The sequence below is a fragment of the Pseudonocardia cypriaca genome (assembly GCF_006717045.1).
GTDB classification, from domain to species: domain Bacteria; phylum Actinomycetota; class Actinomycetes; order Mycobacteriales; family Pseudonocardiaceae; genus Pseudonocardia; species Pseudonocardia cypriaca.
Genome location: NZ_VFPH01000001.1, coordinates 131021 through 156703, shown reverse-complemented (window position 1 = coordinate 156703; position 25683 = coordinate 131021). Strand labels below are relative to the sequence as shown.

Annotated in this window: 23 protein-coding genes; 11 read left to right on the top strand and 12 right to left on the bottom strand. The window is 72.4% G+C overall.

The features are described from left to right. Positions 1-14: 14 nt before the first annotated feature. Positions 15-545, top strand: coding sequence for a helix-turn-helix domain-containing protein (locus tag FB388_RS00800; RefSeq protein WP_142095613.1), 531 nt, complete (start codon positions 15-17; stop codon positions 543-545). Here FB388_RS00800 and glmS read toward each other — a convergent pair. The 3 genes from glmS to FB388_RS00785 form a co-directional block, all read right to left on the bottom strand. Next, positions 532-2358: a glutamine--fructose-6-phosphate transaminase (isomerizing) gene (gene glmS, locus FB388_RS00795; protein ID WP_142095611.1), complete on the bottom strand. Its 1827-nt coding sequence runs from the start codon at positions 2356-2358 to the stop codon at positions 532-534. The genes FB388_RS00800 and glmS overlap by 14 nt on opposite strands. Before the next feature lie 16 nt (positions 2359-2374). Then, positions 2375-2644 (bottom strand): hypothetical protein, encoded by a 270-nt coding sequence (locus FB388_RS00790; RefSeq protein WP_142095609.1) that lies wholly within the window; start codon positions 2642-2644, stop codon positions 2375-2377. A 74-nt stretch (positions 2645-2718) separates the two neighbouring features. After that, on the bottom strand, positions 2719-6453 hold the full coding sequence (locus tag FB388_RS00785; RefSeq protein WP_246121442.1) for an ABC transporter ATP-binding protein: 3735 nt from the start codon (positions 6451-6453) through the stop codon (positions 2719-2721). A 209-nt stretch (positions 6454-6662) separates the two neighbouring features. Between FB388_RS00785 and FB388_RS00780 the strand changes: the two genes are divergently transcribed. Genes FB388_RS00780 through FB388_RS00770 form a run of 3 tightly spaced genes read left to right on the top strand, consistent with a single transcriptional unit; the run spans position 6663 to position 8835 of the window. Then, positions 6663-7418, top strand: coding sequence for an amino acid ABC transporter substrate-binding protein (locus tag FB388_RS00780; protein ID WP_246121440.1), 756 nt, complete (start codon positions 6663-6665; stop codon positions 7416-7418). Continuing rightward, positions 7418-8086 (top strand): amino acid ABC transporter permease, encoded by a 669-nt coding sequence (locus tag FB388_RS00775; protein WP_246121438.1) that lies wholly within the window; start codon positions 7418-7420, stop codon positions 8084-8086. The genes FB388_RS00780 and FB388_RS00775 overlap by 1 nt, the downstream gene beginning before the upstream one ends. Continuing rightward, entirely contained in the window at positions 8083-8835 is a 753-nt protein-coding gene (locus FB388_RS00770; protein WP_142095605.1) for an amino acid ABC transporter ATP-binding protein, read from the top strand. The genes FB388_RS00775 and FB388_RS00770 overlap by 4 nt, the downstream gene beginning before the upstream one ends. Positions 8836-9229: 394 nt before the next feature. Here the strand turns inward: FB388_RS00770 and FB388_RS00765 are convergent, their stop codons facing one another. From FB388_RS00765 to FB388_RS00750, 4 genes are all read right to left on the bottom strand, one after another. After that, positions 9230-10069, bottom strand: coding sequence for an ABC transporter permease subunit (locus FB388_RS00765; RefSeq protein WP_211361702.1), 840 nt, complete (start codon positions 10067-10069; stop codon positions 9230-9232). Next, positions 10054-10971: an ABC transporter ATP-binding protein gene (locus tag FB388_RS00760; protein ID WP_142095601.1), complete on the bottom strand. Its 918-nt coding sequence runs from the start codon at positions 10969-10971 to the stop codon at positions 10054-10056. The genes FB388_RS00765 and FB388_RS00760 overlap by 16 nt, the downstream gene beginning before the upstream one ends. Before the next feature lie 18 nt (positions 10972-10989). Further along, positions 10990-11820: an SGNH/GDSL hydrolase family protein gene (locus tag FB388_RS00755; RefSeq protein ID WP_170225418.1), complete on the bottom strand. Its 831-nt coding sequence runs from the start codon at positions 11818-11820 to the stop codon at positions 10990-10992. A 135-nt stretch (positions 11821-11955) separates the two neighbouring features. Beyond that, positions 11956-12417: an NUDIX domain-containing protein gene (locus FB388_RS00750; RefSeq protein WP_142095597.1), complete on the bottom strand. Its 462-nt coding sequence runs from the start codon at positions 12415-12417 to the stop codon at positions 11956-11958. A 22-nt stretch (positions 12418-12439) separates the two neighbouring features. On the opposite strand from FB388_RS00750, the gene FB388_RS00745 reads away from it, so the two are divergent. Next, on the top strand, positions 12440-13150 hold the full coding sequence (locus FB388_RS00745; protein ID WP_142095595.1) for a dienelactone hydrolase family protein: 711 nt from the start codon (positions 12440-12442) through the stop codon (positions 13148-13150). A gap of 5 nt (positions 13151-13155) precedes the next feature. Here FB388_RS00745 and FB388_RS00740 read toward each other — a convergent pair whose 3' ends face one another. Further along, positions 13156-13368 (bottom strand): hypothetical protein, encoded by a 213-nt coding sequence (locus FB388_RS00740; RefSeq protein WP_142095593.1) that lies wholly within the window; start codon positions 13366-13368, stop codon positions 13156-13158. 3 nt (positions 13369-13371) lie between these two features. Then, positions 13372-13956: a winged helix-turn-helix domain-containing protein gene (locus FB388_RS00735; RefSeq protein ID WP_170225417.1), complete on the bottom strand. Its 585-nt coding sequence runs from the start codon at positions 13954-13956 to the stop codon at positions 13372-13374. Positions 13957-14030: 74 nt separating this feature from the next. Between FB388_RS00735 and FB388_RS00730 the strand changes: the two genes are divergently transcribed. The 4 genes from FB388_RS00730 (at position 14031) to FB388_RS00715 (ending at position 20126) form a co-directional block, all read left to right on the top strand. Then, positions 14031-15062: an LLM class F420-dependent oxidoreductase gene (locus FB388_RS00730; protein WP_142095589.1), complete on the top strand. Its 1032-nt coding sequence runs from the start codon at positions 14031-14033 to the stop codon at positions 15060-15062. A gap of 101 nt (positions 15063-15163) precedes the next feature. After that, positions 15164-15985: a hypothetical protein gene (locus FB388_RS00725; protein WP_142095587.1), complete on the top strand. Its 822-nt coding sequence runs from the start codon at positions 15164-15166 to the stop codon at positions 15983-15985. Positions 15986-16176: 191 nt separating this feature from the next. After that, entirely contained in the window at positions 16177-19932 is a 3756-nt protein-coding gene (locus tag FB388_RS00720) for a multifunctional oxoglutarate decarboxylase/oxoglutarate dehydrogenase thiamine pyrophosphate-binding subunit/dihydrolipoyllysine-residue succinyltransferase subunit (RefSeq protein ID WP_246122025.1), read from the top strand. Between the two features lie 14 nt (positions 19933-19946). Next, positions 19947-20126: a DUF6104 family protein gene (locus FB388_RS00715; protein WP_142095583.1), complete on the top strand. Its 180-nt coding sequence runs from the start codon at positions 19947-19949 to the stop codon at positions 20124-20126. A 326-nt stretch (positions 20127-20452) separates the two neighbouring features. Here FB388_RS00715 and FB388_RS00710 read toward each other — a convergent pair whose 3' ends face one another. Beyond that, complete coding sequence (locus FB388_RS00710; RefSeq protein WP_142095581.1) at positions 20453-21088, bottom strand: TetR/AcrR family transcriptional regulator; 636 nt, start codon at positions 21086-21088, stop codon at positions 20453-20455. 91 nt (positions 21089-21179) lie between these two features. Between FB388_RS00710 and FB388_RS00705 the strand changes: the two genes are divergently transcribed. After that, positions 21180-23324 carry a HelD family protein gene (locus FB388_RS00705; RefSeq protein ID WP_246121436.1) on the top strand — a complete coding sequence of 715 codons (2145 nt, stop codon included), beginning with the start codon at positions 21180-21182 and terminating at the stop codon, positions 23322-23324. Here the strand turns inward: FB388_RS00705 and FB388_RS00700 are convergent. Beyond that, the gene (locus tag FB388_RS00700) at positions 23242-24237 is read right to left on the bottom strand and encodes a MerR family transcriptional regulator (protein WP_142095579.1); all 996 of its coding nucleotides are present in this window, start codon (positions 24235-24237) and stop codon (positions 23242-23244) included. The genes FB388_RS00705 and FB388_RS00700 overlap by 83 nt on opposite strands. A gap of 54 nt (positions 24238-24291) precedes the next feature. Between FB388_RS00700 and FB388_RS00695 the strand changes: the two genes are divergently transcribed. Continuing rightward, the gene (locus FB388_RS00695; protein ID WP_170225657.1) at positions 24292-25059 is read left to right on the top strand and encodes a maleylpyruvate isomerase family mycothiol-dependent enzyme; all 768 of its coding nucleotides are present in this window, start codon (positions 24292-24294) and stop codon (positions 25057-25059) included. A gap of 7 nt (positions 25060-25066) precedes the next feature. Here FB388_RS00695 and FB388_RS00690 read toward each other — a convergent pair whose 3' ends face one another. After that, positions 25067-25672: a class I SAM-dependent methyltransferase gene (locus tag FB388_RS00690; RefSeq protein ID WP_142095577.1), complete on the bottom strand. Its 606-nt coding sequence runs from the start codon at positions 25670-25672 to the stop codon at positions 25067-25069. Positions 25673-25683 lie beyond the last annotated feature (11 nt).

Below are 25683 nucleotides of genomic sequence, written 5' to 3'. Positions count from 1 at the left end.
GGGATCGTCAGGCCGTGGACCTGCTCGACCTGCTCGTTCATCCGGTGCGGCTGAGGATCGTGTTCGCGATGTCCGGCGGGCAGACGCGCACGACGTCGGACCTGTGCACCCAGCTACCGGACGTCCCCAAGACCAGCGTGTACCGCCACGTGGGCGTGCTGGCCGATGCGGGCGTTCTGGAGGTCGCCGACGAGCAGCGCGTCCACGGCGCCGTCGAACGGCACTACCGGCTGCGCGGGGAGCGGGCGGCGATCGGCGCCGACGTGGCCGCTGCCATGTCCCTCGACGACCACCGCCGCGCCTTCGCCGCGGGCATGGCCGCCGTGCTCGCCGAGTTCAACGCCTACCTCGACCGCCCCGGCGCCGACCCCGTGGCCGACCAGGTCGGCTACCGGCAGGGCGTCCTGTGGCTCGGCCCCGACGAGCGCGCGAAGCTGATCGACGGGCTGCGCTCCCTGCTACGGGAGGTGGTGGACAACCAGCCCACGCCGGAGCGCAGCTCGCACCTGGTGACCGCGATCTTCTTCCCGGCTACTCCACCGTGACGCTCTTGGCCAGGTTGCGGGGCTTGTCCACGTCCCGGTCCAGCGCGACCGCGGCGTGGTAGGCGAGGACCTGCAGGGGGATCGACAGCAGGATCGGGTCCAGCTCCGGCTCGCCCTTCGGCACCACGATGGTGCGGTCGGCGAGGTCGGTCGGCAGCTCCCGGTGCGCCACCGCGATCACCGGGCCCTTGCGCGCCTTGATCTCCGAGAGCGTCGAGGTGTTCTTGTCGAGCAGGTCGTCGTCGGGGACGACCGCGACGGTCGGCATCTCCGGGCTGATCAGCGCCAGCGGGCCGTGCTTGAGCTCGGCCGACGGGTACGCCTCCGCGTGGACGTAGGAGATCTCCTTCAGCTTCTGCGCGCCCTCCCGCGCGACGGGCCAGCCGCGGCGGCGGCCGACGAACATCACGCTGTGACTCTTCGCGACCTCCTTGGCGACCTCCGCGATGCCGTCGGACTGCTCGAGGATCTGCGCGATCTGCGCTGGCAGCGCGTTCAGGCCCGCGATGATGCGACGCCCCTGCTCCGGCGCGAGGTCGCGGATCCGGCCGAGGTGCAGCGCGAGCAGCGCGAACGCCGTGACCGTCGACGTGAACGACTTCGTGGCGGCCACCGACATCTCGGGGCCGGCGTGGAGGTAGATGCCGCCGTCGACCTGGCGCGCGATCGTCGAGCCGACGACGTTCACGATCCCGATCACGCGGCCGCCCTTGCGCTGCAGCTCCTGCACCGCGGCGAGGGTGTCGATCGTCTCGCCGGACTGGCTGACCGCGACGTAGAGCGTGTCCGGCTCGACCACCGGGTTGCGGTAGCGGAACTCCGACGCAGGCTCGGCGCTCGCCGGGACGCGCGCGAGGTCCTCGATCAGCTGCGCACCGAGCTCGCCCGCGTAGCAGGCCGACCCGCAGCCGAGGATCTTCACCCGGCGGAACTCCCGCGCCTCGCGGACGGACATGTTGAGCCCGCCGAGGTGCGCGGTGGCGAAGCGCTCGTCGATGCGGCCCTTCAGTGCCCGCTCGATCGTGCGCGGCTGCTCCTGGATCTCCTTCACCAGGAAGTGCGCGTGGTCGCCGATCTCGGCGCCGACCACGTCCCAGTCGATCGTGGACGGGCTCTTGGCCACTGCGCGGTCGTCGAGGGTGTACGTGCGGTAGCCGTTCGCGGTGATCGTGGCCAGCTCGCCGTCGTCGAGGTAGACGACCTGGCGCGTGTAGCCGATCAGCGCCGCGACGTCCGACGCCACGAACATCTCCTTCTCCCCGACGCCGAGCAGCACCGGGCTGCCGTTGCGGGCGACGACGATCCGGTCCGGGTGCTCGGCGTCCAGGATCGCGAGGCCGTAGGCCCCGACCACCTGCCGCAGCGCCTGGCGGACGGCCTGCTCCAGGTCCTCGGCGCCTGCGGCGAAGGCGGCCGCCACGAGGTGCGCCACCGTCTCGGTGTCGGTCTGCGAGGTGAACTCGACCCCGTCGGCCGTGAGCTTCGCGCGCAGCTCGTCGGCGTTCTCGATGATGCCGTTGTGGACGACCGCGATGCGCCCGGCCGTGTCGGTCTGCGGGTGGGCGTTGGCCTCGCTCGGCTCACCGTGCGTGGCCCAGCGCGTGTGCCCGATGCCCGGCGCGCCCTTGAACCGCGGCGGCAGCTCGGCGGCCAGCTCGGCGACCCGCCCGCTCACCTTGCGGATCTTGAGCCCGCTCCGGCCGCGCAGCGCGAGACCGGCGCTGTCGTACCCGCGGTACTCCAGGCGCCCCAGCCCCTCGAGGAGGATCGGGGCGGCGTCCTGGGGTCCGACGTATCCGACGATGCCGCACATGGAAGTCCCTTCACGTTCACCCGTAGACGATGCGCCGCAGCTGCCGCGCCGACAGCGGCGGCGGGGCCACCCGCCGCGTCGCCAGCTCCGCGCTCAGCGCCGCGAATATCTGCTCGTTCGTGAGCCCGCGGCGTTTCAGCTCCGCGTGCCTGCGCCGGACGTAGTCCGGCAACTGTTCGGAGAAGTAGACGAGGACCTCGGCCACCACACGTGCCGCCTCCCCCGAGTCGAGGGGGGTGCTGCGGACCAGGTGCGCGATGAGATCGTCGTACGGTCCGGCGGGCACGGGAAGAGATGGTGCCCGACCAGGACGCCGAACCACAAATTTCCTGCCCGGAATCGGGCAGGATTCGGCTCTGCTTACGCAGCGGGCTCCATCTCGCCCGCCTCCCACAGCCGCGCGTAGTGGCCGCCCGCCCCGAGCAGCTCGGCGTGCGAACCCACCTCGACGATCCGGCCGCCGTCGAGCACCACGATCCGGTCGGCCCGCGCAGCAGTGCCGAGCCGGTGGGCCACGACGAACGCCGTGCGGCGGGAGGTGACGCGGTCGCCCGCGGCGTGCACCGCGGCCTCGGTGGCCGGGTCGAGGGCGGCCGTGGCCTCGTCGAGGAGCAGCAGGTCGGGGTCGGCGAGCTCGGCGCGGGCCAGAGCGATGAGCTGCCGCTGCCCCGCCGACAGCCCCTGCCCCCGCTCCCCGACCGGGTGCCGGAACCCGCCGGGCAGCGCGCGCACGAGGTCGAGCGCGCCGACGGCCCGCGCGGCCGCCTCGATCTGCGCCGGGCTCGCGTCGGGACGGGCGTAGGCGATGTTGGCGGCGACGTCGCCGGTGAACAGGTGCGGTTCCTGCGGCACGATGCCCAGCCGCTGCCGGAACGCGGCGAGGGGATACCGCCGCACGTCCACGCCGTCGACGAGCACCGCGCCGGTGCCGGTGTCGTAGAACCGGGCGAGGAGCTTGACCACCGTGGACTTGCCCGCACCGGTGGCCCCGACGAGCGCGACCGTCTCGCCGGGCGCGACCCGCAGCGAGACGCCGTCGAGCGCGGGCGCCCCCGCGCCGGCGTAGCTGAAGCCGACGTCGCGCAGCTCGACCTCGCCCCGGAACCGCTCGGGCACCGGGACGGGGTCGCCCGCCGGCTCCGGCGGCACCGACGTGGGCGTGCGCAGCAGCTCGCCGATGCGCGACAGCCCGATGCGGGCCTGCTGGTAGCCGTCGAAGACCTGCGACAGCTGCTGGACGGGCGCGAAGAACAGCCCCAGGTAGAGCAGGAACGCGGTGAGCACCCCCGGCGTGAGGTCGCCCCCGGCCACGCGCGCCGCGCCGACCCCGAGCACGGCGGCCGTCGCGATGTCCGAGAGCAGGGCGACGAACGGGAAGTAGGTGGCGATGTAGCGCTGCGCCCGCAGCCGGGAGCGCCGGTAGGCGGCGCTGCGCTCGGCGAACGTGATGGCGCTGCGCTCCTCGCGGACGTAGGCCTGCGCCACGCGCACCCCGGTGACGTTCTCCTGGAAGTCGGCGTTGACGAGGCTCACCCGCTCGCGGGCCTCGGCGTACGCCGCCGACGACACCCGGCGGAACACCACCGTGGCGACGGCGAGGACCGGCACCACCGCGAGCGCGACGAGCGCGAGCTGCGGGTCGGTGACCAGCAGTGCGCCCGCGACACCGCCGATCGTGAGCACGCTGACCACGGCCTGCGCGAGCCCGGTCTGCAGGAACGTCGACAGCGCGTCGACGTCGGTGGTCATCCGGGTCATGATCCGGCCGGAGAGCTCGCGCTCGAAGTAGTCGAGGCCCAGCCGCTGCAGGTGGGCGTAGCTGCGAACGCGCAGCAGGTAGAGCAGGGTCTCCCCGGCGCGCGCCGTGATGACGGTCTGCGCAGCGACCACGAGCCAGCCCACGACGACGAGCCCGAGCCCCAGCATCGAGGCCGTGACGAGGACGCTTGACGCCCCCGCCGTGATGCCGCCGTCGATCGCCAGGCGCGTGACGGCGGGCAGCGCGAGGCTGCCGAGGGCGTCGAGCGCGACCAGGGTGACCCCGAGCAGGAGCGGCGTGCGCACCGGTCGCAGCAGGCGGGTGAGCCGGAACGCGGGATCGGGGGCGGTGGGGTCCTCGCCCGGCACGCGGGGCACCTCGGTGGCCGGTGGCAGCGCCTCGACCGCCGCGAGCAGCTCCGGGGTGGGCGCCATGTCGCCCGCGGCGGTGCCCATCCCACCGCCGCCGTGGGAGCCCGTGCCGCTCGACCGGGCCGTCCCCGCGCTGGTCGACGTGGACGGCGCCGCCTCCGTGCCCTCGCTGCCCGGCTCGGGCCACAGCTGTGCCGTGCCCTCCGCCGAGTCCGACGTTCCGGCCCGGCGAGTGCCGCGTGCGGGCGCGTCGAGCAGCTCCCGGAACAGCGCGCAGCGCTCCATCAGCTCCGCCTCGGTGCCCACGTCGACGACGCGCCCTGCGTCGAGCACGGCGATCCGGTCGGCGAGGGCGAGGCTGGAGCGGCGGTGCGCGACGAGCAGGGTGGTGCGGCCGGCCGTGAGTGCGCGCAGCGTGTCGTGGATGGCGGCCTCGGTGGAGGTGTCGACGGCCGAGGTGGCGTCGTCCAGCACGAGCACGCGCGGGTCGGTGAGCACGGCCCTCGCCAGCGCGATCCGCTGGCGCTGCCCGCCCGACAGCGTGAGCCCGCGTTCGCCGACGAGCGTGTCGTAGCCGTCGGGAAGGGTCTCGACGAACGCGTCGACCTGTGCCGCGCGCGCCGCCGCCCGCACCTCATCGTCACTCGCGTCCGGGCAGCCGTACGCGATGTTGGCGCGGATGGTGTCGGAGAACAGGAACGCCTCCTCGAACACCACGCCGAGCTCGCGCCGCAGGTCGGCGAGCCGCAGCTGCGGGAGCGGCACCCCGCCGAGGCGCAGCTCGCCCCGCTGGGGGTCGTAGAAGCGCGGCAGGAGCAGCGCGATGGTGGACTTGCCCGAACCCGCCGTGCCGACCACGGCCAGCGTCTCGCCCGGCTCCACGTGCAGCGTGACCCCGTCGAGCACCGGGTCGCGGCGCGAGTAGCCGAACGTGACGTCGTGCAGATCCACCGACAGCGGACCCCCGGGGAGGGTGGCCGGGGAGGCCGGGTCGACGACGTCGGGCTGGGAGTCGATCAGGTCGTGCACGCGCTCCACACCCGCGCGGGCGAGCTGGGCGCTCACCACCACGGAGCCGAGCAGGCGCGCAGGCCCGACCAGCTGGGCGACGTAGGTGGAGAACGCGAGGAAGGTGCCGAGGCTGATCGAACCCTGCAGCGCGAGCCAGCCGCCCAGCGCGATGACGCCGACCTGCCCGAGCGTGGGCAGGGCGAGCAGCGTGGGGTAGAGCCGGGCCGTGAGCCGCGCGGCGCGCATCCGCTCGGCGAAGAGCCGGGAGGCCCGGCGCTCGAGCGAGGCCGTCTCACGGGCCTCCTGCCCGAAGCCCTTGACCACCCGCACGCCGGTGACGGTCTCCTCCACGTGCTGGGCGATGTCGGCGGCCCGTTGCTGCGCCGACCAGGTGGCCGGGAACAGCTTCGCCCTGGTGCGCAGCGCGATCCAGCACACGGTGGGCACCACTACCAGCGCCACGACCGTGAGCAGCGGGGAGAGCCACAACATGGCCGCCACCGACGCGACGACGAGCACCACCGCGCCGAGCGCGAGCGGGGCCATCGACAGCAGCGTCTGGACCAGCTGGAGATCCGTGATCGACCGCGACACGACCTGCCCGGTGCGCAGCGTGTCCTGGCGCTCGCCGTCGAGGCGCTGCATCGCGGCGAACACCTGCCGCCGGAGGTCGTGCTGCACGTCGAGGGCGAGCCGGCCCGCGAGGTAGCGCCGCACGAACGCCGCGCCGAAGCGCACCAGCGCGAGCGCGACCACCGCCGCGACGACCGGGACGAGCACGGCCGTCGACCCCGCGACGGCGTCGTCGACGGCGACGCGGGTGAGCAGCGGCCCCACCGCCTCCAGGCTGACCCCGAACACCGACGCCCCGAGCGCGCCCACCGCGACGGCCCGGTGCCGGAGGCAGGCGCGGACGAGACGGCGGATCCAACCGGGGGAGCGAGCATCGGGCACGTCTCCACGGTAAGCCGCGACTCCGACGGTCGGCCTTCCCAGGATCCCGGCGTCACACCCGCACGGGCCGGGCTCCCGCCGACGATCACGAATCGGTGACCGTTCGGCGGGACCCGGAACACCGCGGTCGATCGTTCGCGCTGCACCGAGCACCTCGTACGATGCTGGCCGCCCGGTCGACGCGTCCGGAAACCGACAGGAGACCCCCGGTGCACTCCAAGATCATCGCAGTGGCCACCGCGCTACTGGCCGCCCTCAGCGTCGCCGGCTGCGGCGGCGGATCCGACGCCGACACCCTTCGCGTCGGCACCGAGGGCACGTACAGCCCGTTCAGCTTCCAGGGCCCTGACGGCGAGCTCACCGGGTACGACGTCGAGGTCGTGCAGGCCGTCGGAGCGAAGCTCGGCAAGCAGGTCGAGTTCGTGCAGACGCCGTGGGACGCGATCTTCGCCGGGCTGGAGGCCGAGCGCTTCGACCTGGTCGCCAACCAGGTGACGATCAACGACGAGCGCAAGGCCAAGTACGACCTGTCGGAGCCCTACACGGTCTCCGAGGGCGTGATCGTCACCCGCGCCGACAACACCGACATCACCAGCCTGGCCGACCTGCGGGGCAGGACCACCGCGCAGTCCGCCACCAGCAACTGGGCCACCGTCGCGCGCGACGCGGGCGCCAACGTGGAGGCGGTCGAGGGCTTCGTGCAGGCCGTCCAGCTGCTGAAGGACGGCCGGGTGGACGCCACGGTCAACGACTCGCTCGCGGTGGCCGAGTACCAGAAGGTGCAGGGCGACGCCGCCGTGAAGATCGCCGGGACGACCGGCGACACGAGTGAGCAGGCGTTCGCTGCACGCAAGGACAGCGGCCTGATCGCCGACGTGAACCGGGCGCTCGGCGAGCTGCGCGCTGACGGCACGCTGAAGCAGATCTCGGACAAGTACTTCGGCACCGACGTCAGCGGCGCCTAGTGGACCCAGGTACCTGGGACCTGATCTGGCGCAACCTGTGGCCGATGCTGGTGGCCACCGTCACGCAGACCCTGCCCCTGACGGCCATCAGCTTCGTGGTCGGCCTGGTGCTGGCACTGTTCGTCGCGCTGGCCCGGATCTCCAAGATCCGGCCGCTCTCGATGCTGGCGCGCGGCTACATCTCGGTCATCCGCGGCACGCCGCTGCTGGTCCAGCTGTTCATCGTGTTCTACGCGCTGCCGCAGCTGAACATCGTGATCGACCCGTTCCCGGCCGCGGTGATCGCCTTCAGCCTCAACGTCGGCGGCTACGCGGCCGAGGTGGTCCGGGCAGCCATTCTGAGCATCCCGAAGGGGCAGTGGGAGGCGGCCCAGACGATCGGGATGGGCTACTCGAAGACGTTGCAACGGATCATCCTGCCGCAGGCGGCCCGCACCGCGGTGCCGCCGCTGTCCAACACGTTGATCTCCCTGGTCAAGGACACGTCGCTGGCCTCGACCATCCTGGTGACCGAGCTGCTTCGGGTCGCCCAGCTGGCCGCGGCGCCGACGTTCGACTTCTTCGCCCTGTACGGGGTGGCGGCGGTCTACTACTGGGTGATCTGCTTCGTCCTGTCCTTCGGGCAGATCCGGCTCGAGACGAGGCTGGAGAGGTACGTGGCCAGATGACCGGCTTGCTGACAGTCCGTGGCGTGGAGAAGTCGTTCGGCGACCTGCGGGTGCTGCGCGGCATCTCCTTCGACGTGCCGGCCGGCACGGTGACCGCGGTGATCGGGCCGTCCGGGTCGGGCAAGACCACCGTGCTGCGCACGTTGAACGCCCTCGACCAGGCCGACGCCGGGGTCATCACGATCGGCGACCTCTCGGTGGACTTCGCCGCCGAGGTCGACCGCGCCACCCTGACGCGGTTCCGGTTGCAGAGCGGCATGGTGTTCCAGAGCCACAACCTGTTCCCGCACATGACGGTCCTGCAGAACGTGATCGAGGGCCCGGTGGTCGTGCAGAAGCGGCCGCGGGACGAGGCAATCGCGGATGCCCGGGAACTGCTGGACCAGGTGGGGCTGGCCGAGAAGGCCGACCAGTACCCCTTCCAGCTGTCCGGCGGGCAGCAGCAACGGGTCGGCATCGCCAGGGCGCTCGCCCTGAAACCCAAGCTGATGCTGTTCGACGAGCCGACCTCCGCGCTGGATCCCGAGCTGGTCGGCGACGTGCTCCGCGTGATCAAGGATCTGGCGGCGGGCGGCTGGACGATGGTCGTGGTCACCCACGAGATCCGGTTCGCCCAGCAGGTGGCCGACCAGGTGCTGTTCCTCGACGGCGGCGTGGTGCTCGAGTCCGGCCCGCCCGCGCAGGTGCTGACCGACCCGCGTGAGCCCCGCACCCGGCAGTTCCTCGACCGGATCCTGAACCCGATCTAGAGCCGCACCACGCCGGTTCTCCTGGCTTGAGGCCTCCTGTCTCCAGGTCTTGCCTCCTCAGGGCCTCCTGGCGGCGCCGCGCAGTGTGCGGGGCCGCTCGGGCATGTCCTTGCTCTCGCACACCGACTTCTGCCCTCACACACCGACTGCAGACAGTGTGTGAGCACCGAAGTCGGTGTGCGACCGACACCCACGCCCGTTTTGCCCGTTTTTCGCGTACCGAAGCTTCGATCATGGTCGTGACACCGCCTTCGGTGGCGCCGCGCGCCGAAGGGGCAGGCCCACCGGCTGCCCGCGAAGCGGGCCCTTCAGAGGCCGCTGAGGAGCGGCCCCGCACCACGCGCGGCGCCGCCGAAGGCCTGGTGGGAGACGACCTGATGGTCTCGATGCTGTTTCAAGTGATGTCGCGCCGCCCAGCCACCAGCCAGCCCACGACGCCTGCCGCGGCCGTCCACGCTGCGAGCACCAGCAGGGCCACGCTCCAGGCCGGTGGGTCGGTGACGCCCGCGAGGAGCTCGACGACCTGGGGACCGGTTGCCGGGCCCGCGATCTCGTTCGCCGGGATGCCGTAGACCGCCACCTCGCCGGCGTTCCCGGGCAGGTACGACGACAGGGAGCGGACGGCCTGCGGGTCGGCCGCCTGCAGCAGCGCCCCGATCAGCAGCTCGCCGACCATGAGGTACAGCAGCAGGGACACGAGCGCGCCGACCTGGTTGCTCACCGCCGTGCCGAACGCGGCGCCGAGTGCACCCCACAGCGCCGACACCGCGATGCCGATCAGCGCGGTGGCCGCCAGTGGACCCGCGCCGGGGAACGCGACACCTCCGTCGGCGGCGGCGCCTGCGATCACCCCCGCCACCACGGTCACCGCGGCGTAGCAGCCTCCGACCCCGGCGCTGACGAGCATCTTCGACAGCAGCACCGGGCCCCGGCCGCGGGTCGTGAGGTAGGTGGTGGTGACGGTGCGGTGGCGGTACTCGCCTGCGGCCGCGACGACGCCGTGCACGGCGGCGAACACGGTGGTCAGCCCGAGCGAGTACGCCACGGAGCCGAGGAGGAGCGGGAGCCGCTCCGACTCGGTGAAGGCCGCCGTGAACACCCCGCCGAAGACGTTGATCATGATCGACAGCAGCGCGGAGGGGATCAGCAGACCCCACCACAGCTTCGTCGACGCGACCTTGCGGAACTCCGCACGGATCGGCGCCCCGATCGCCACCCTCACCCCACCCGCCACGGCTCCGACGTGAGCTGGAAGAACAGCTGCTCCAGCTCCACCCGCTCGTGCACCATGCCGTAGATCGCCACGCCTGCGCCGAGCGCCACGTCCCCGACGTGGACGGGGTCGGTGCCCGCCACGCCCAGCCAGCCGTCGGAGAGCGTGTCGATCTCCAGCACACCGGTGGCGGCCAGCGCGTCGGCCAGTCGTACGGGATCGGCGCAGCGCACCAGCACGCGAGCGCTGCGCGACCCCCGCAGCTCCGCGAGCGACCCCTGGTAGGCGCATCGGCCGCGGCTGATCACCACGAGGTGGTCGGCGGTCTGCTCCACCTCGGCGAGCAGGTGGCTGGAGATCAGCACGCTGCGCCCCTGCGCGGCGAACGCCCGCAGGAACGCGCGCAGCCACGCGATCCCCTCGGGATCGAGCCCGTTGCCCGGCTCGTCGAGCACCAGGACCTGCGGATCGCCGAGCAGCGCGACGGCCAGCGCGAGCCGCTGTCGCATGCCGAGGGAGTACTCGCCGACCGGCCGCTCGCCCGCGTCCCCGAGCCCGACGGTGCCGAGCGCGTGCTCCACCGCCCGGGCGGGCACCCCGATCGCCGCCGCGCAGACGAGCAGGTGGGCGCGGGCGGTGCGCGCGGGGTGGAAGCCCTGCGCCTCGAGCACGGCACCCACGACCCGGCCCGGCTGCGGCAGCTCCGCGAACCGCAGGCCGTTGATCCGAGCCTCGCCCGCCGTGGGCGTGACCAACCCGAGGATCATGCGCAGCGTCGTGGTCTTCCCGGAGCCGTTCGGCCCGAGGAAGCCGGTGACGGCACCGGGCTCCACGTCGAACGTCAGCCCGTCGACGGCCTGCACGGCACCGAACCGCTTGCTCAGCTCGCGGACGGTGACGCGGCCGTTCCGGTCGTCATGCACCAGATCGCTGGATCGCCGCTAGTCGTCGACCGGCTCGGCGTCGGCCGACGGCTTCCGGCCGTTGCGCGGCGCCGCGTCGGCGAGCTCGTCGCCGGGTCCTTCGACGGCGGGCGACTTGCTGTCGGCGTCGTCGGCCGAGACCACGGGCAGCTCGGGATCGGTGGAGGGTGCGATCTCGGCAGGCGGGCCGTCGATCGCGGCGAGAACGGCTTCGGCCCAGCCGGCGTGCTCGACGTCGCCGAGCAGGTTCGACTCCCGCCCGCGGCTGCCGGGCCCGAACCTCGGCGGCAGCTCGGCCACCCGCAGCCGGTGCCGGGCGGCCTCTTCCCGCGTGATCGCGTCGAATGCGGCGGCGGGCCCGCTCCGCGCCCCGCGCGCGAACGTGCCGACGACGGTGCCCGACGGCAGCGCGGCGAGCAGTGCCCGCAGCGAGTGGTCGACGCCGGGGACCCGGCGGACGATGTCCTCGGCACCGACGATGCAGCTCACCAGCGCCGCGGACTCCTCCTTCGTCAGCTCGATGAGCTCGGGGAGCTGGCGGGTGAGCACGTCGGCGACGCCCGCGCCCGCGCGCGACAGGTTGATCACGCGCCACGCGTCGCGGTGGCGCAGCCGCTGGTGGACGACGCTGACGTAGGCGGTGCCCCGCCGGGTGGCCCCGAGCCCCTGGCTGGCCGAGTCGCCGAGCACGATCCACAGCGGCCCGGTGGCCCGCCGGGCCTCCAGGTTGGAGGCGACCCACTCGTCGGCGAAGGCCTTGATCTGCAACCTGCGGGCGGACGCGCCGGGCAGCACGCCACCGAGGAAGCGTTCGCCACCCGCCTTCATCCGCCGTGCCGCTGCGCGCATCCGAGGGACCTGCAATGGAGAGCTCATGAGGAACTCCGAGTGGTCGTGACTACCCGCCGGCACGGGAATTGCACGCGGGTCGGGATCGTCACCGTATCCAGTGGGTCACCGCGGCGGTCAACGGGGGCGCCGCCGTCAGAAGCCGTAGGCCGTGATCGTCGGCAGGACGTTCTCCCGCAGGCCGTCGAGCACGTACCGCTCGTGGGGCACCACCGGGTCGGGCAGCGCGGACAGCGGGAACCACCCCAGGTCGGCCGCCTTCGCCGCCTCCATCAGCTGCGGCTCGCCTGCCCAGCGGTGGCAGCCGAAGAAGAAGTCGACACGTTCGTCGACGGGGTCGCGGTTGCCGTGGGTGCGGTGCATCGCGGTGAGCGGTTCCAGATCGGCCGGGTCGATCTTCACGCCGACCTCCTCCGCCGCCTCGCGGCACGCGGCCGCGAACACGGACTCGTCGGCCTCGACGTGCCCGGCGGCGGCCGCCGCCCAGTGCCCGTCCCGGTAGCCGGTGCCCTGCCGGAGCTGGAGCAGCACCTCGGCGTCGGAACCGGTGCCGCGGAACAGGAGGACGTAGGCGGCCGGAACGACGCGGAACCTCACACCAGCACCCTAGGCTGCCCTCGTGCCCCGCTCCCACTACGAGAAGATCACGACGCCGGACGGCGACTTCGACGCGTTCTGCGCCGTCCCCGAGACCACCCCGGCACCGGCGGTGCTGGTGCTCCAGGAGGTCTTCGGGATCAACGACAACATCCGGGGGCTCACCGAGCAGCTCGCCGAAGCCGGGTACCTGGCGCTCGCGCCGGACGTGTTCTGGCGGGTCGAGCCGCGCTTCGAGCGCAAGGACGAGTCCGGGCTGGCCGACGGCATGGCCCACGTCCAGCAGCTGGACTTCGACCTCGTGCCCGGCGACCTCACCGCCGTCATGGCGCACGCCCTCGCGATGCCGGAGTGCAACGGCCGGATCGGGGCGGTCGGGTTCTGCCTCGGCGGCACGCTCGCGTACCTGTTCGCCGGCACCGCGCGGGTGGACGGGCGCGGGCCGGACGCCGTCGTCTCCTACTACGGCTCCGCCATCAACGGCATGCTCGACCTCGCCCCGCGCCTCGAGTGCCCCGTGCTGTTCCACTACGGCGCGCAGGACCCGTACATCCCCGCGGAGCAGATCGACGAGGTCGAGCAGGCCTTCTCCGGCCGGAGCGACGTGGTCCTGCACCGCTACGAGGCGGGCCACGCCTTCTCCAACTGGGACGCCCCGACGTTCTTCGACGAGCGGGCGGCCAGGACGGCGTGGCCCCGCACGCTGGACTTCCTGGAGAAGCACCTGCGCTGACCGGGTCAGGCCGAGTGCGGGCCGAACAGGCCCGGGGTCCAGGCGGACGCCCTCGGGCGGGAGGCCCACCACAGGCGGGCGTAGAGGCGCAGCAGCCGTGACGGTCGCCCTCCCGGGGCGCGTCGGCACTGGCGGGCCAGCCGGTGGGCCGCGGCGGCGGCCTCCAGCTCCCGGCGGCGCAGCCGCACGAGCTGGCTCGTGTGAGCGATGGGATCCACGGCTCACTCCTCGGCGATGACGGGCTGCGGCAGGTACTGGGCGAGGAAGAGCCGCACGGCGCGCGAGCCCTCCGGCCGGAGCGAAGGATCCTCGAGGCGGCCGTCGTACCGGGCCCACACGGCCGCGAGGTCCCGGGACAGCTCGGCGAACTCGTCGGCGGTGAGCCACGTGATCGTGGCCCGGGTGCGCGCGTGGCGCCGCCATTCCTCCGGCTCGCGGTCCCGCCGCCGGCCGAACTCCTTGATCCGGCCGACCTCGTAGTCGAGGAAGACCTCGGTCAGGGTCTCGGCAGCCATGGCACCTTCGGGCTCCAGTTCCGCGGACTCCCAGCTCTGGTCGTACTTGACCAGCTTCCAGGGCCGCTCGCGCCCGGTGCCGCCGTCGGCCTGCTCCACGAACCCGTACTTGGCCAGCATGTTCAGGTGGTAGGAGCAGCTGGCGACGCTCTCCCCCGTGAACTCGGCACACCGGGTGGCGGTGGCCGTGCGTTCGAGCCCGAGCAGCTCGATCAGCTTCCACCGCGTGGGGTGCGACAGCGCGCGAAGAGCCTTGGGGTCGGTGATCCGTTCGGGTAGCTGCTCGGTCACGCATGTCAAGGTACCTTTGGCAAGGTTTCTTTCGCAAGGAACCTTAACTTGACTCGTCAGTAACATCTCCACCCATGCTGCTGTCGACCCAGCTCCAGTACGGCGACGACCCGGTCCGCAACGCCGAGGCGGTGGTCGCGATGGAGCAGGCCGGCCTCGACGTCGTGTGGGTCGCCGAGGCCTACAGCTTCGACGCGGTGTCGTTGATGGGGTACCTCGCCGCGCGCACCGAGCGTGTTCAGATCGGCTCCGGGATCCTGCCGATCTACACCCGTACCCCCACGCTCACCGCGATGACGGCCGCGGGCCTCGACGCGCTGTCCGGCGGACGGGCGATACTCGGGCTCGGCGCGTCCGGACCGCAGGTCATCGAGGGGTTCCACGGCGTGCCGTACGACAAGCCCGTCGCGCGCACGCGCGAGATCATCGAAATCTGCCGTCGGGTATGGCGCCGGGAGCGGCTCACCAACGACGGGCTCTACCCGATCCCGCTGCCGGAGGACCGGGGCACCGGGCTGGGCAAGCCGCTGAAGCTGATCAACCACCCGCAGCGGGCGGACATCCCGATCTGGGTGGCAGCGCTCGGTGACAAGAACGTCGAGATGACGGCCGAGCTCGCGAACGGCTGGCTCCCGCACCTGCTGATGCCGGAGAAGATCCGTGAGGTCTTCGGTCCCGCGCTCGACGCAGGCCTCGCGAAGCGGGCGCCGGAGCTCGGTCCGCTGCAGATCACCGGTGGCGGGATCCTCGCGCTCGAGGAGGAGATGTTCGAGCCCGCCCGCCAGCTGGCCCGCGCCGTGTACGCCCTGTACATCGGCGGCATGGGCGCACGCGGGCGCAACTTCTACAACACCGTCTTCGCACGCCAGGGCTACGCCGACGAGGCGCGGCTGGTGCAGGACCTCTACCTCGACGGGCGCAAGGACGAGGCCGCCGCGGCGCTGCCGGCCGACTTCGTCGACAAGGTCACGCTGATCGGCCCACCTGCTCACGTGAAGGAGCGGATCGACGTGCTGCGCGCGGCGGGCGTGACGCACCTGCACGTCAATCCGGTCACGGCCGACGCACCGAAGCTCCTCGGCCAGGTGAAGGAGTGGATCACCTGATCGACGCCCCTGGCGGTCGCAAAGGGACCCTCGTGCGGATGACGGAGTGTCACCAGACCACACTCCATGCAACGGATCCCACCGATCGGCAGGAGCCAGCGTTGCACGACCACGCCATCGCCGTGTCCGACCGCCCGATGGCGCTGCACCAGTACCGCTTCGTGGAGACCCATGCGTGGTGGCTCGGGACGTTCGGCCTCCACCAGCACCTCACGGAACACCGGCTGCGGCAGTGGATCCCGGCGCACCCGGAACGGGAGTGGGTGCTCGAGCGGGAGCTGACGGGAGCGCAGACCTGGCTCACCGGCTCGGCGGACGAGGCGCGCGAGGACGGGTTCGACCTGCACGACGTGGCGCCCGTCGGACGCTTCCGCGCCCGCTACGGCGACTTCGACACCTCGCGCGACTCCGAGGACGATTTCGGGATCGAGCTCGACACCGTGTTCTGCCCGCGGCCGCGGACGCCGCGGCGCGGGAGCTGGCAGTCCCCCACCCCGGAGTTCCTGCAGCGCCTGCCCCAGGACCCGGCCGCGTTGCTCGCCCGGCTCCGCGAGGACAACCCGGGCAGCTGGTTCGGGCCGTTCGCGGCCGCCGTCACCGCGCTGCGCACCACGCTCGTGCCCGCCGAGCTGCGGGCGGCGTTCTTCCGGGCGCTGTCGGCGCTACCGGGCGTCAGCTTCGCCGAGGAGGCGCAGAACGTCGACGGGCACGCGTGCGTCGCGCTCGTCCACGACGCCGGGCGCACGCGCACCGAGCTGCTCCTCGACCCGGCCGACGGCCAGTTCGCCGGCGAGCGCGACACGCTGCGCGTCGACTCCCGGTGCGGGCTGCCGGCGGGCACCGTGATCAGCACCACCGCGGTCCGGACCGAGGTCGTCGACGCCGAGGGCGAGGTCCCGGCCGGGGGCACCCACTTTCACTGAACCGACCCCTTGACCGGTGCAGCCGATCACCGCCCCTGTGCGGTACCCGCCTCCTGAGCGCGAGGACTAACCTGGCGTGCAGTCCTCGGCGAAGACGATGCGATCCGATCAAGGCGGTCATAAGCGTGTCCAGCAGCAGTACGTCCAGTCCAGCAGGCGAGTTCGGGCCGAACGAATGGCTCGTCGAGGAGATGTACCAGCGCTTCCTCGACGACCCCTCCACCGTCGACCCCGCTTGGCACGAGTTCTTCGCGGACTACCGACCGACCGACGCCGCTGCCGCCGACACCGCCGACGACTCGGCAGGCACCGGTTCCGTCCAGCAGGCCGCACAGCAGCCCGGCCGGCCGTCCCCGCCGTCCGACGCGCCCACCGCGCCCGCTCCCACCCCGGCCGCCGAGCCGGCCGAGCCCAGTGAGCGCTCGCGGGCCGCCGACCGCAAGGCGCTCACGCCCACCACGCCGCCCGGCGGCACCAACGGCAGCGGCCCTGCGGTCAAGCGCAGCGAGCCCGCCCGCGGAGCGAAGCCGGCCGCCGGCAGCACCTCGCAGGCCGCACGTCCCGCCGCGCGCGCCGCCGACGCGGGCGGCACCACCACCCCGCTGCGCGGTGCCGCGGGCGCGGTCGTCAAGAACATGAACGCCTCGCTCGCCGTGCCCACGGCCACGAGCGTGCGCGCGGTCCCGGCGAAGCTGCTCGCCGACAACCGCGTCGTCATCAACAACCAGCTCCGGCGCACCCGCGGCGGCAAGGTCTCCTTCACGCACCTCATCGGGTACGCGCTGGTCAAGGCGCTCGCCGACTTCCCGGTGATGAACCGCCACTACAGCGAGCAGGACGGCAAGCCCGTCGTCGTGCAGCCCGACCACGTCAACCTCGGGCTCGCCATCGACCTGCCGGGCAAGGACGGGCAGCGCTCGCTCGTCGTCGTCTCGATCAAGGGCTGCGAGGCGATGAACTTCGCCCAGTTCTGGGCGGCCTACGAGGCGATGGTGCACAAGGCGCGCGCAGGCGCGCTGCAGGCGGAGGACTTCGCGGGCACCACCATCACGCTCACCAACCCGGGCACGCTCGGCACCAACCACTCGGTGCCGCGGCTGATGCAGGGCCAGGGCGCGATCATCGGTGTCGGCGCGATGGAGTACCCCGCGCAGTTCCAGGGGGCGAGCGACGAGAAGCTGGCCGAGATCGGGGTCAGCAAGATCATCACGCTGACGTCCACCTACGACCACCGGATCATCCAGGGCGCCGAGTCCGGCGACTTCCTGCGCCGCGTCCACGCGCTGCTGCTGGGCGAGGACGAGTTCTACGACGAGATCTTCCGGTCGGTGCGGGTGCCGTACGAGCCGGTGCGGTGGGTGCAGGACATCCCCGAGGGCGCGATCGACAAGACCGCCCGCGTCATCGAGGTGATCGACGCGCACCGCACCCGCGGCCACCTCATGGCCGACACCGACCCGCTGAACTACCGCCAGCGCCGCCACCCCGACCTGGACATCCTGTCCCACGGGCTCACGCTGTGGGACCTGGACCGCGAGTTCGCGGTCGGCGGGTTCGCCGGCAGGCAGCACATGAAGCTGCGCGACGTGCTCGGCGTGCTGCGCGACGCGTACTGCCGCACCATCGGCACCGAGTACATGCACATCGCCGACCCCGAGCAGCGCGCGTGGCTGCAGGAGCGGATCGAGGTGCCGCACCAGAAGCCCAACCAGGCCGAGCAGAAGTACATCCTGTCGAAGCTCAACGCGGCCGAGGCGTTCGAGACGTTCCTGCAGACCAAGTACGTCGGGCAGAAGCGGTTCTCGCTCGAGGGCGGCGAGACCGTGATCCCGCTGCTCGACGCCGTGCTGGACAAGGCCGCCGAGCACGAGCTCGACGAGGTCGTCATCGGCATGCCGCACCGCGGCCGCCTCAACGTGCTGGCCAACATCGTGGGCAAGCCGATCAGCCAGATCTTCCGCGAGTTCGAGGGCAACCTCGACCCCGGCCAGGCCCACGGCTCCGGCGACGTGAAGTACCACCTGGGCGCCGAGGGCAAGTACTTCCGGATGTTCGGTGACGGCGAGACGGTCGTGTCGCTGGCGTCCAACCCGTCGCACCTGGAGGCCGTCGACCCGGTGCTCGAGGGCATCGTCCGCGCCAAGCAGGACCTCCTCGACAAGGGCGAGGGCGGCTTCACGGTGCTGCCGCTGATGCTGCACGGCGACGCCGCGTTCGCCGGTCAGGGCGTGGTCGCGGAGACGCTCAACCTCGCCAAGCTGCGCGGGTACCGCACCGGCGGCACCGTGCACGTGGTGATCAACAACCAGGTCGGGTTCACCACCGCGCCCGAGCACTCGCGCTCGTCGCAGTACTCCACCGACGTCGCGAAGATGATCGACGCGCCGGTCTTCCACGTGAACGGCGACGACCCGGAGGCCTGCGTCTGGGTGGCCAAGCTGGCCGTGGACTACCGCGAGCGCTGGCACAACGACGTCGTGATCGACATGATCTGCTACCGGCGTCGCGGCCACAACGAGGGCGACGACCCCTCGATGACCCAGCCGGCGATGTACGACATCATCGACGCGAAGCGCAGCGTCCGGAAGATCTACACCGAGTCGCTCATCGGCCGCGGAGACATCACCGTCGACGAGGCAGAGCACGCGCTCAAGGACTTCTCCAACCAGCTGGAGCACGTCTTCAACGAGGTCCGCGAGCTGGAGAAGACACCGCCTGCGCCGAGCCCGTCCGTGGAGAAGGAGCAGTCGGTCCCCACCGACCTCGACACGTCGGTCTCGCTGGAGGTCGTCCACCGCATCGGCGACGCGCACGTCGAGCTGCCCGACGGCTTCAACGTGCACCAGCGCGTCAAGCCGGTGCTGCAGCGGCGCTACCAGATGTCGCGCGAGGGCAACGTCGACTGGGCGTTCGGCGAGCTGCTCGCACTCGGCTCCCTCGTGATGGACGGCAAGCTGGTGCGGATCTCGGGCCAGGACACCCGCCGCGGCACGTTCGTGCAGCGCCACTCGGTGATCATCGACCGCAAGTCCGGCGAGGAGTACTACCCGCTGCGCAACCTGTCGGAGGACCAGGACCGCTTCCTGCCGTACGACTCGGCGCTGTCGGAGTTCGCCGCACTCGGGTTCGAGTACGGCTACTCGGTGGCCAACCCCGAGGCGTTCGTGGCCTGGGAGGCCCAGTTCGGCGACTTCGTCAACGGCGCGCAGTCGATCATCGACGAGTTCATCTCGTCCGGTGAGGCCAAGTGGGGCCAGATGTCCGACGTCGCGCTGCTGCTGCCGCACGGGCTCGAGGGCCAGGGCCCGGACCACTCCTCGGGCCGCATCGAGCGGTTCCTGCAGCTGTGCGCCGAGGGCTCGATGACGGTGGCACTGCCCACGGAGCCGGCCAACTACTTCCACCTGCTGCGCAGGCACTCGATGGACGGCGTGCGCCGCCCGCTCGTGGTGTTCACGCCGAAGTGGATGCTGCGGGCCAAGCAGGTCGTGAGCCCGCTGTCGGACTTCACCGGAGGCCGGTTCCGCCCGGTCATCGACGACCCGCGCTTCCGCGACGGCGACGGCGTCGCAACCGGCGTGCGGCGCGTCCTGCTGTGCAGCGGCAAAATCTACTACGAGCTCGCCGCCGTGCGCGACAAGCGCAGCATCGACGACATCGCGCTCGTCCGGATCGAGCAGCTGTACCCGGTGCCGGACCGCCAGCTCGCGTCCGTGCTCGACCGCTACCCGAACGCCGAGGACGTCCGCTGGGTCCAGGAGGAGCCCGCCAACCAGGGCGCGTGGCCGTTCTTGGGGCTGGAGCTGCCGGAGATGCTGCCGCGGCTGGTCGGCTTCCGGCGCGTGTCCCGCAGGCGGATGGCGGCCCCGGCCGCCGGCTCGTCGAAGGTGCATGAGGTGGAGCAGGCCGCCCTGATCGACGAGGCTCTCTCGAGCACTTCCGACTGATCGACGAGGTAAGGGTGTACGCAACCGACCGGGGCATCGAGGAGCTCGTCGAACGGCGCGGGGACGAGCAGGTCAGCGTGGAATGGCTGGCCGAGCGGCTCCGCGTGTTCGTCGACCTGAATCCCGCCTTCGAGGACGCCGTCGAGCGGATCGCGAGCTTCCTCGCCCGGGACGACGCCGACGACCTGGACTGACCGAACGGCACTCTCGTCCTGCTCCATGGGACGAGAGTGCCGTTTCTTCGGACGAACATGATCGCCGACACGTGTGGAGCGGCTCGACCCCGGTGGGCGCTCTGCGAGCTGCTCGTCTCACCTCCGGTGATCGCCCGTGAAGATCGAGGGTCGGGACCACCGGATAGTCGCGTAGGCACCCGGCGGTGACGGTCTCCTCGGCAACCGCCGTGCCCCCCAGTCGGGGACGGCCGCCCGATGCCCCATTGATCGCCGCGAGAGCACGCTTTGCGCCCACGACAGGGCGATCGTCGCCATCCCGCATCGATCAGTGGGCGCCCGCAGCGCTAGCCGACGCGGGACGCCAGGCCGTTCTCCAGGACGTCGAACGCCGTCTCCGCGCGGGTGACCGCCGCGGGGTAGGCGTCGTCGGCGCTGCGCCCGGAACGGACCTCCTGGGCGTTGTGGTGGCCGAGGATCCGCTGGGTGCCGAAGACCTGGGCGGCCGCGATGTGGGCGGTGAACCCGTCACTCACCGCGCCTGAGGCGAGGAGCTCGTCGGCGAGGTCGCGTTCCCGGTCGATCATGTAGCCGCTCAGGCGGGCCATCAGGGTCGGCGTCGAGTACAGCAGGTCGTGGAACGTGATGGCCGACGGGCTGTCGTTCAGACCGGTGAGGACGTCTCGCCGAGCGAGTCGATCGAGGTAGCTCTGCCGCAGGGCCCGCAGCGCGGGCACGCCCGGCCGGCGTTCCCGGACGACGAGCGCCGGGCTCCCGTCGCCGTCGACGAACCGGCGCAGGACGATGTCCTCCTTCGTCGGGAAGTAGGCGAACAGGGTCGGCTTGGACACCTCGGCGGCTGCGGCGATGTCGACGACCGAGACGGCGTCGAACCCAGACTCCCGGAAGAGGGCGAAGGCCGCGTCCGTGATCGCCTCCCGGGTGCGGCGCTTCTTGCGCTCGCGCAGTCCCAGTTCCTCCACGGTCGGAGCCTAGTCGGATACGACTTGGCCAGAAACTCGCCCAGGAGCTACTTTTAACCGAGTTAGCTATTGCTCCGAGGTGAGGATGTTCGTGACCACGTCGCAGACCGTTCCGGACCAGGACCCCGCCGAGCCGGAGATCCGCGCCGAACGCGCCTACATCGACCTCTGCCGCGCCGAGCTGGCCCGCATGCGCGAGGAGGTCAGCACGATGCTGGCCACCGGCGCGGGCGAGGGCGACGCCGTCCTGGACAAGTACTCGAACCACGCGTTGCGCCGGTACCGCCTCCAACGGGTCGAGGAGCTGTCCGACCGGGACGGCGGGCCGCTGTTCTTCGGGCGGCTCGACTACCCACCCGGAGCCGTCCACGACCACCCCACCAGCCGTTTTGGTGCGCGCACGCGGGCCGGTGACCGGGTCTACATCGGGCGCAAAGGCGTCCGCGACGAGCACGGTGAACCCCTGGTCGTCGACTGGCGCGCCGAACTCGCCCGCGCCTTCTACGAGGCAGGCGCCGAGGACCCGATGGGGGTCCGGGTACGCCGCCGGTACGGCTTCGACCACGGCGGCCTGCTGACCGCCTTCGAGGACGAGCCGCTCGACCGCCCTGGCCCGTCCGGCGGCGAGAACACGCTACTGGCCGCGGAGATCGAGCGTCCTCGCACCGGGCCGATGCGCGACATCGTCGCCACGATCCAGCCGGAACAGATGAGGCTGGTCCGCGCTCCGCTGGAACGCACGTTGTGCATCCAGGGTGCGCCCGGCACCGGGAAGACCGCCGTGGGGCTGCACCGCCTGGCCTACTTGCTCTACACCGAGCGGGAACGGCTGCGGAAGGACGGCGGGGTCGCCGTCGTCGGCCCCAACCGCTCCTTCCTCTCCTACATCCGCAACGTCCTGCCCGCACTCGGCGAGGTGGAGGTCTCACAGGTCACCGTCGACGAGCTCACCGGGCCGGGTGTGCCGGTCGAGCGGGAGGACGATCCGCGGGCCGGGCGGGTCAAGGGCGATGCCCGGATGGCCGAGGTCCTCCGTCGCCACCTGTGGTCCCGCATCCGGCCGCCGGCAGAAGCGCTCGAGGTCAGGCAGCACCACCGCACGTGGCGAGTGGCCGCGGAGGAGCTGGCGGAGGAGCTCGACATCATCCTCGCCCGCGGGCTCGACTACGGCGCCGGTCGAGAGCTGCTGACCCAGCGACTCGTGCATCTCGTGCTGCGCCGGATGGAGCGCGCCGGGGGCTCGGCCGCCACCGAGCACCAGCTGCGTCGCCACCAGGCGATCGGCCGCGCCGTCCGGCAGATGTGGCCGGCCGTCGATCCCGCCCGCCTGGTCGTCGAGCTCCTCACCGACCGCGACCACCTGGCGCGCGCCGCCGACGGGATCCTCTCCGGCGACGAGCAGCGCGCGATCCTGCTCGCACCCCGTCCCCGCAGCGTAAGGGCCATGGCCTGGAGCAGCCTCGACCTGGCCCTGCTCGACGAGGCCGCAGCGCTGATCCAGCACCCCGGCCGGCTCGGCCACGTCGTGGTCGACGAGGCCCAGGACCTCAGCCCGATGCAGATCCGGGCGATCGCCCGCCGCGTGGCGCGCTCCTGCACCGTGCTCGGCGACCTCGCGCAGGCCACCAGCCCCTCCGCAGTCGAGGACTGGAACGCGGTCCTCACCCACCTCGACCGCCCGGACGGGGAGATCGAGGAACTGACCCGCGGCTACCGCGTGCCGGCTCAGGTCATCGACTTCGCCGCCCGCCTGCTGCCGCACATCGCCCCGCAGCTACGCGGCCCCGCGTCGTTCCGCCGCTCCGCCGACGCCCTCCACATCACCCGGACCGCGCCGCAGGAGACGGTCGCTGCGGCCGTCGCGGCATGTGCCGCCGCGCTCGCCCGAGAAGGATCGGCCGGACTCATCGCCGCCGACGACGACGTCCCCGAGCTCCATCGAGCCCTCTCCGGCAGCGGGCTCCCGCACACCGTGCTGGGTACCGACACGAACACGGCGACGGCGAGGCTGACCCTCACCCCGGTCAGCCTCGCCAAGGGGCTCGAGTTCGACACGGTCGTCGTCGTCGAGCCCGCCCACATCGCCCGAGCCGAACACCGCGGGCTCCAGCGCCTCTACGTCGCCCTGACCCGCGCCGTCACGACCCTCCACGTCATCCACGCAGCTCCCCTGCCGGGGCCGCTGGCACCGGAACCGGGGACGGCTCTGCTGAACGGCCGGCCGACCCGGACGTGACCGAGCCTCCCACCACGGATCGTTCCAGCGCGTCCACGAGCCACGCCTGGGCGACACCCACGGTCACGGGGTCGCCCGTCACCTCGCCCACGAGGGTCCAGTAGCGGCGCAGCCGGGGGTCGCGGTCGACGGTGGCGGTGGCGAGCAGCTCCCGGCGGAACCGCGGGGTGTCCCCGGTGCGCCGCACCGTGGCGTAGGCGGCCACGTACCGGTCGAGGGACGGGCCGGGCTCGGGCCGGCGGCCGGCCAGCACCAGCGGCCGGGCCAGGTGGCACGCCTCGCCGATCCCGGTGAGCAGCTCGGCCTCGTCGGAGATCAGCTCGATGTTGACCCGCGCCCTCGCCCGCATGCGGCGGGCGAGGGTGGGGTCGCCGGCCAGCGCGACCATCTCGGCGTACGCCACCACCTGGCGCGGGGTCGGGACGTCCGGGGGCGCCGGGACGCTGACCTCCAGGAACATCTCGACGAGGTCGGCGGGCAGCGGGGAGGCGAACAGGCGGTGCCAGAAACCCAGGAGCGCGTCCCGCGCCGCGTGGTGGTCCTGCACCGCCGCGAGCAGCGCGAGGCGGGCCGCCCGGTCGGCGGGGGCGGCCTCCTCGACCGCGGCGAGCGACGCGCGTCGCCAGGCGAGCGCCGCGAGCTCGACGTCGAGGGCGGCGCGTTCAGCCGCGACGGCCTCCGTGATCGACCGCTCCTCGCGGAGCACCGCCGCGATCGCGGGCAGCCCGAGCCCGAGCCCGCGCAGCCGCCGCACCAGTCCGAGCCGGTCCACCGCCGACGGCGCGAACCGCCGGTGCCCGCCTGCGCTCCGCTGGGTGTCGAGCAGGCCCTCATCGCAGTAGAACCGGATGGTGCGCACCGGCACGCCGGTGCGTGCGGCGAGGTCACCGATACCGAGCGTGTCCTGGGTCACAGTCGCTCGAACCTCCAGCAGGGTGGAGCTCCTACGGTACGTCCCGTGGATCAGATGCAGAGCCTCGAGTTGGACGTCGACCGCCTGGTCACCGGGCTGCACGAGGTGACGGAGGCGTTCGCCGGCACGGTGGCGGGCCTCGACCCCCAGGCCCCGGTGCCGACGTGCCCGGAGTGGCGCGTGCGCGATCTCGTCGGGCACATCGGACAGGCCTACCGCTGGAGCGCCGGGCTCGTGCGCAGCCGCGCGGCCGCTCCCCCGCCGGACCCGAGGGACGCGGAGCCGGGCCATCCGCAGGACTGGGCGGGGTGGCTGCAAGACAGCGCCGACGACCTCGTCGCCGCGATCGCCGATGCCGGCCCGGAGACGCCGGTGTGGGCGTTCGTCGGGGAGGTACCGGCGCGGTTCTGGTTGCGCCGCATGCTGGCCGACTCGACGGTGCACGTCGCGGACGCGGCGTCCGCCGCCGGCCGGCCGTTCACGGTCGCCCCGGACCTGGCCGCCGAGACGATCAGCGAGGGGCTCTCGCTGATCTCGTCGCCCGGCGCGGCGGACCTGAAGCCCGAGCTGGGCGAGCTGCGCGGCGACGGCCAGACCCTGCAGCTCAGGGCCACGGACGTCGAGCCGGGCTGGCTGATCACCCGTGAGCCCGGCGGCGTGACCTGGGAGCGCCGGACGGCCGACGCGGACGTGGTGATCACCGCGCCGGTGGGCGACCTGCTGCTGGTGTTCTCCCGGCGGACCACGCCCGACGACGCCCGACTCACGATCACCGGCGACCGGGCGCTGCTCGACCACTGGTGGGCCCACACCGCCTTCTGACGTGCTGTCAGCCCCGACCCGGCTTCGTCCACATCAGGGAGTAGCGGAAGAGGACGTGCCTGCGCAGCCGCACACCGGGCAGGAGGCGCTCCGCGGTCGTCCGGACCTGGGCGAACGTGTCCGGGGGCGGCCAGACCGTCGGCGCGGACGTATGGGTCGACCCGCCGTTGCGCCATCGGTGCCAGCGGTGGGCGACGACGCCCGCCACGGCGTAGGGGACGTCGTGCGGCCAGCGGTTGCGGGGCAGCCCGACCACCGCGAGCACGCCGCCGGGGCGGAGCAGGTCCCGCATCCGCGCCAGCCCGGTGGCGGTGTCCATGTGGTGCAGCGCCGCGATCGACGCGACCACGTCGAACGACTTCGGCTCGAACGGGTGGGTCAGCACGTCCCCCTGCACGTACTCGACACCCGCGCCGCCCGCGCGGCTGCGTGCCAGCTCGAGCGTGGGCCCGTGGGGGTCGATGCCGGTGACCGAGGGCACCACCGCCCTCAGCTCCTCGGTCAGCAGCCCCTCGCCGCAGCCGACGTCGAGCGCCGTGCGGCTGCCCGGTGGCACCGCGGCGAGCACGAGCGGGTGGTAGTGGATGTTGTGGTTCCAACGGGAGGCAGCCACCCTGGCACTTT

Coding starts and splice junctions, on each gene's coding strand:
- FB388_RS00770 (WP_142095605.1), top strand. CDS start 8,083: ATGACCGGCTTGCTGACAGTCCGTGGCGTGGAGAAGTCGTTCGGCGAC.
- FB388_RS00695 (WP_170225657.1), top strand. CDS start 24,292: ATGCAGAGCCTCGAGTTGGACGTCGACCGCCTGGTCACCGGGCTGCAC.
- FB388_RS00720 (WP_246122025.1), top strand. CDS start 16,177: ATGTACCAGCGCTTCCTCGACGACCCCTCCACCGTCGACCCCGCTTGG.
- FB388_RS00730 (WP_142095589.1), top strand. CDS start 14,031: ATGCTGCTGTCGACCCAGCTCCAGTACGGCGACGACCCGGTCCGCAAC.
- glmS (WP_142095611.1), bottom strand. CDS start 2,358: ATGTGCGGCATCGTCGGATACGTCGGACCCCAGGACGCCGCCCCGATC.
- FB388_RS00755 (WP_170225418.1), bottom strand. CDS start 11,820: ATGCGCGCAGCGGCACGGCGGATGAAGGCGGGTGGCGAACGCTTCCTC.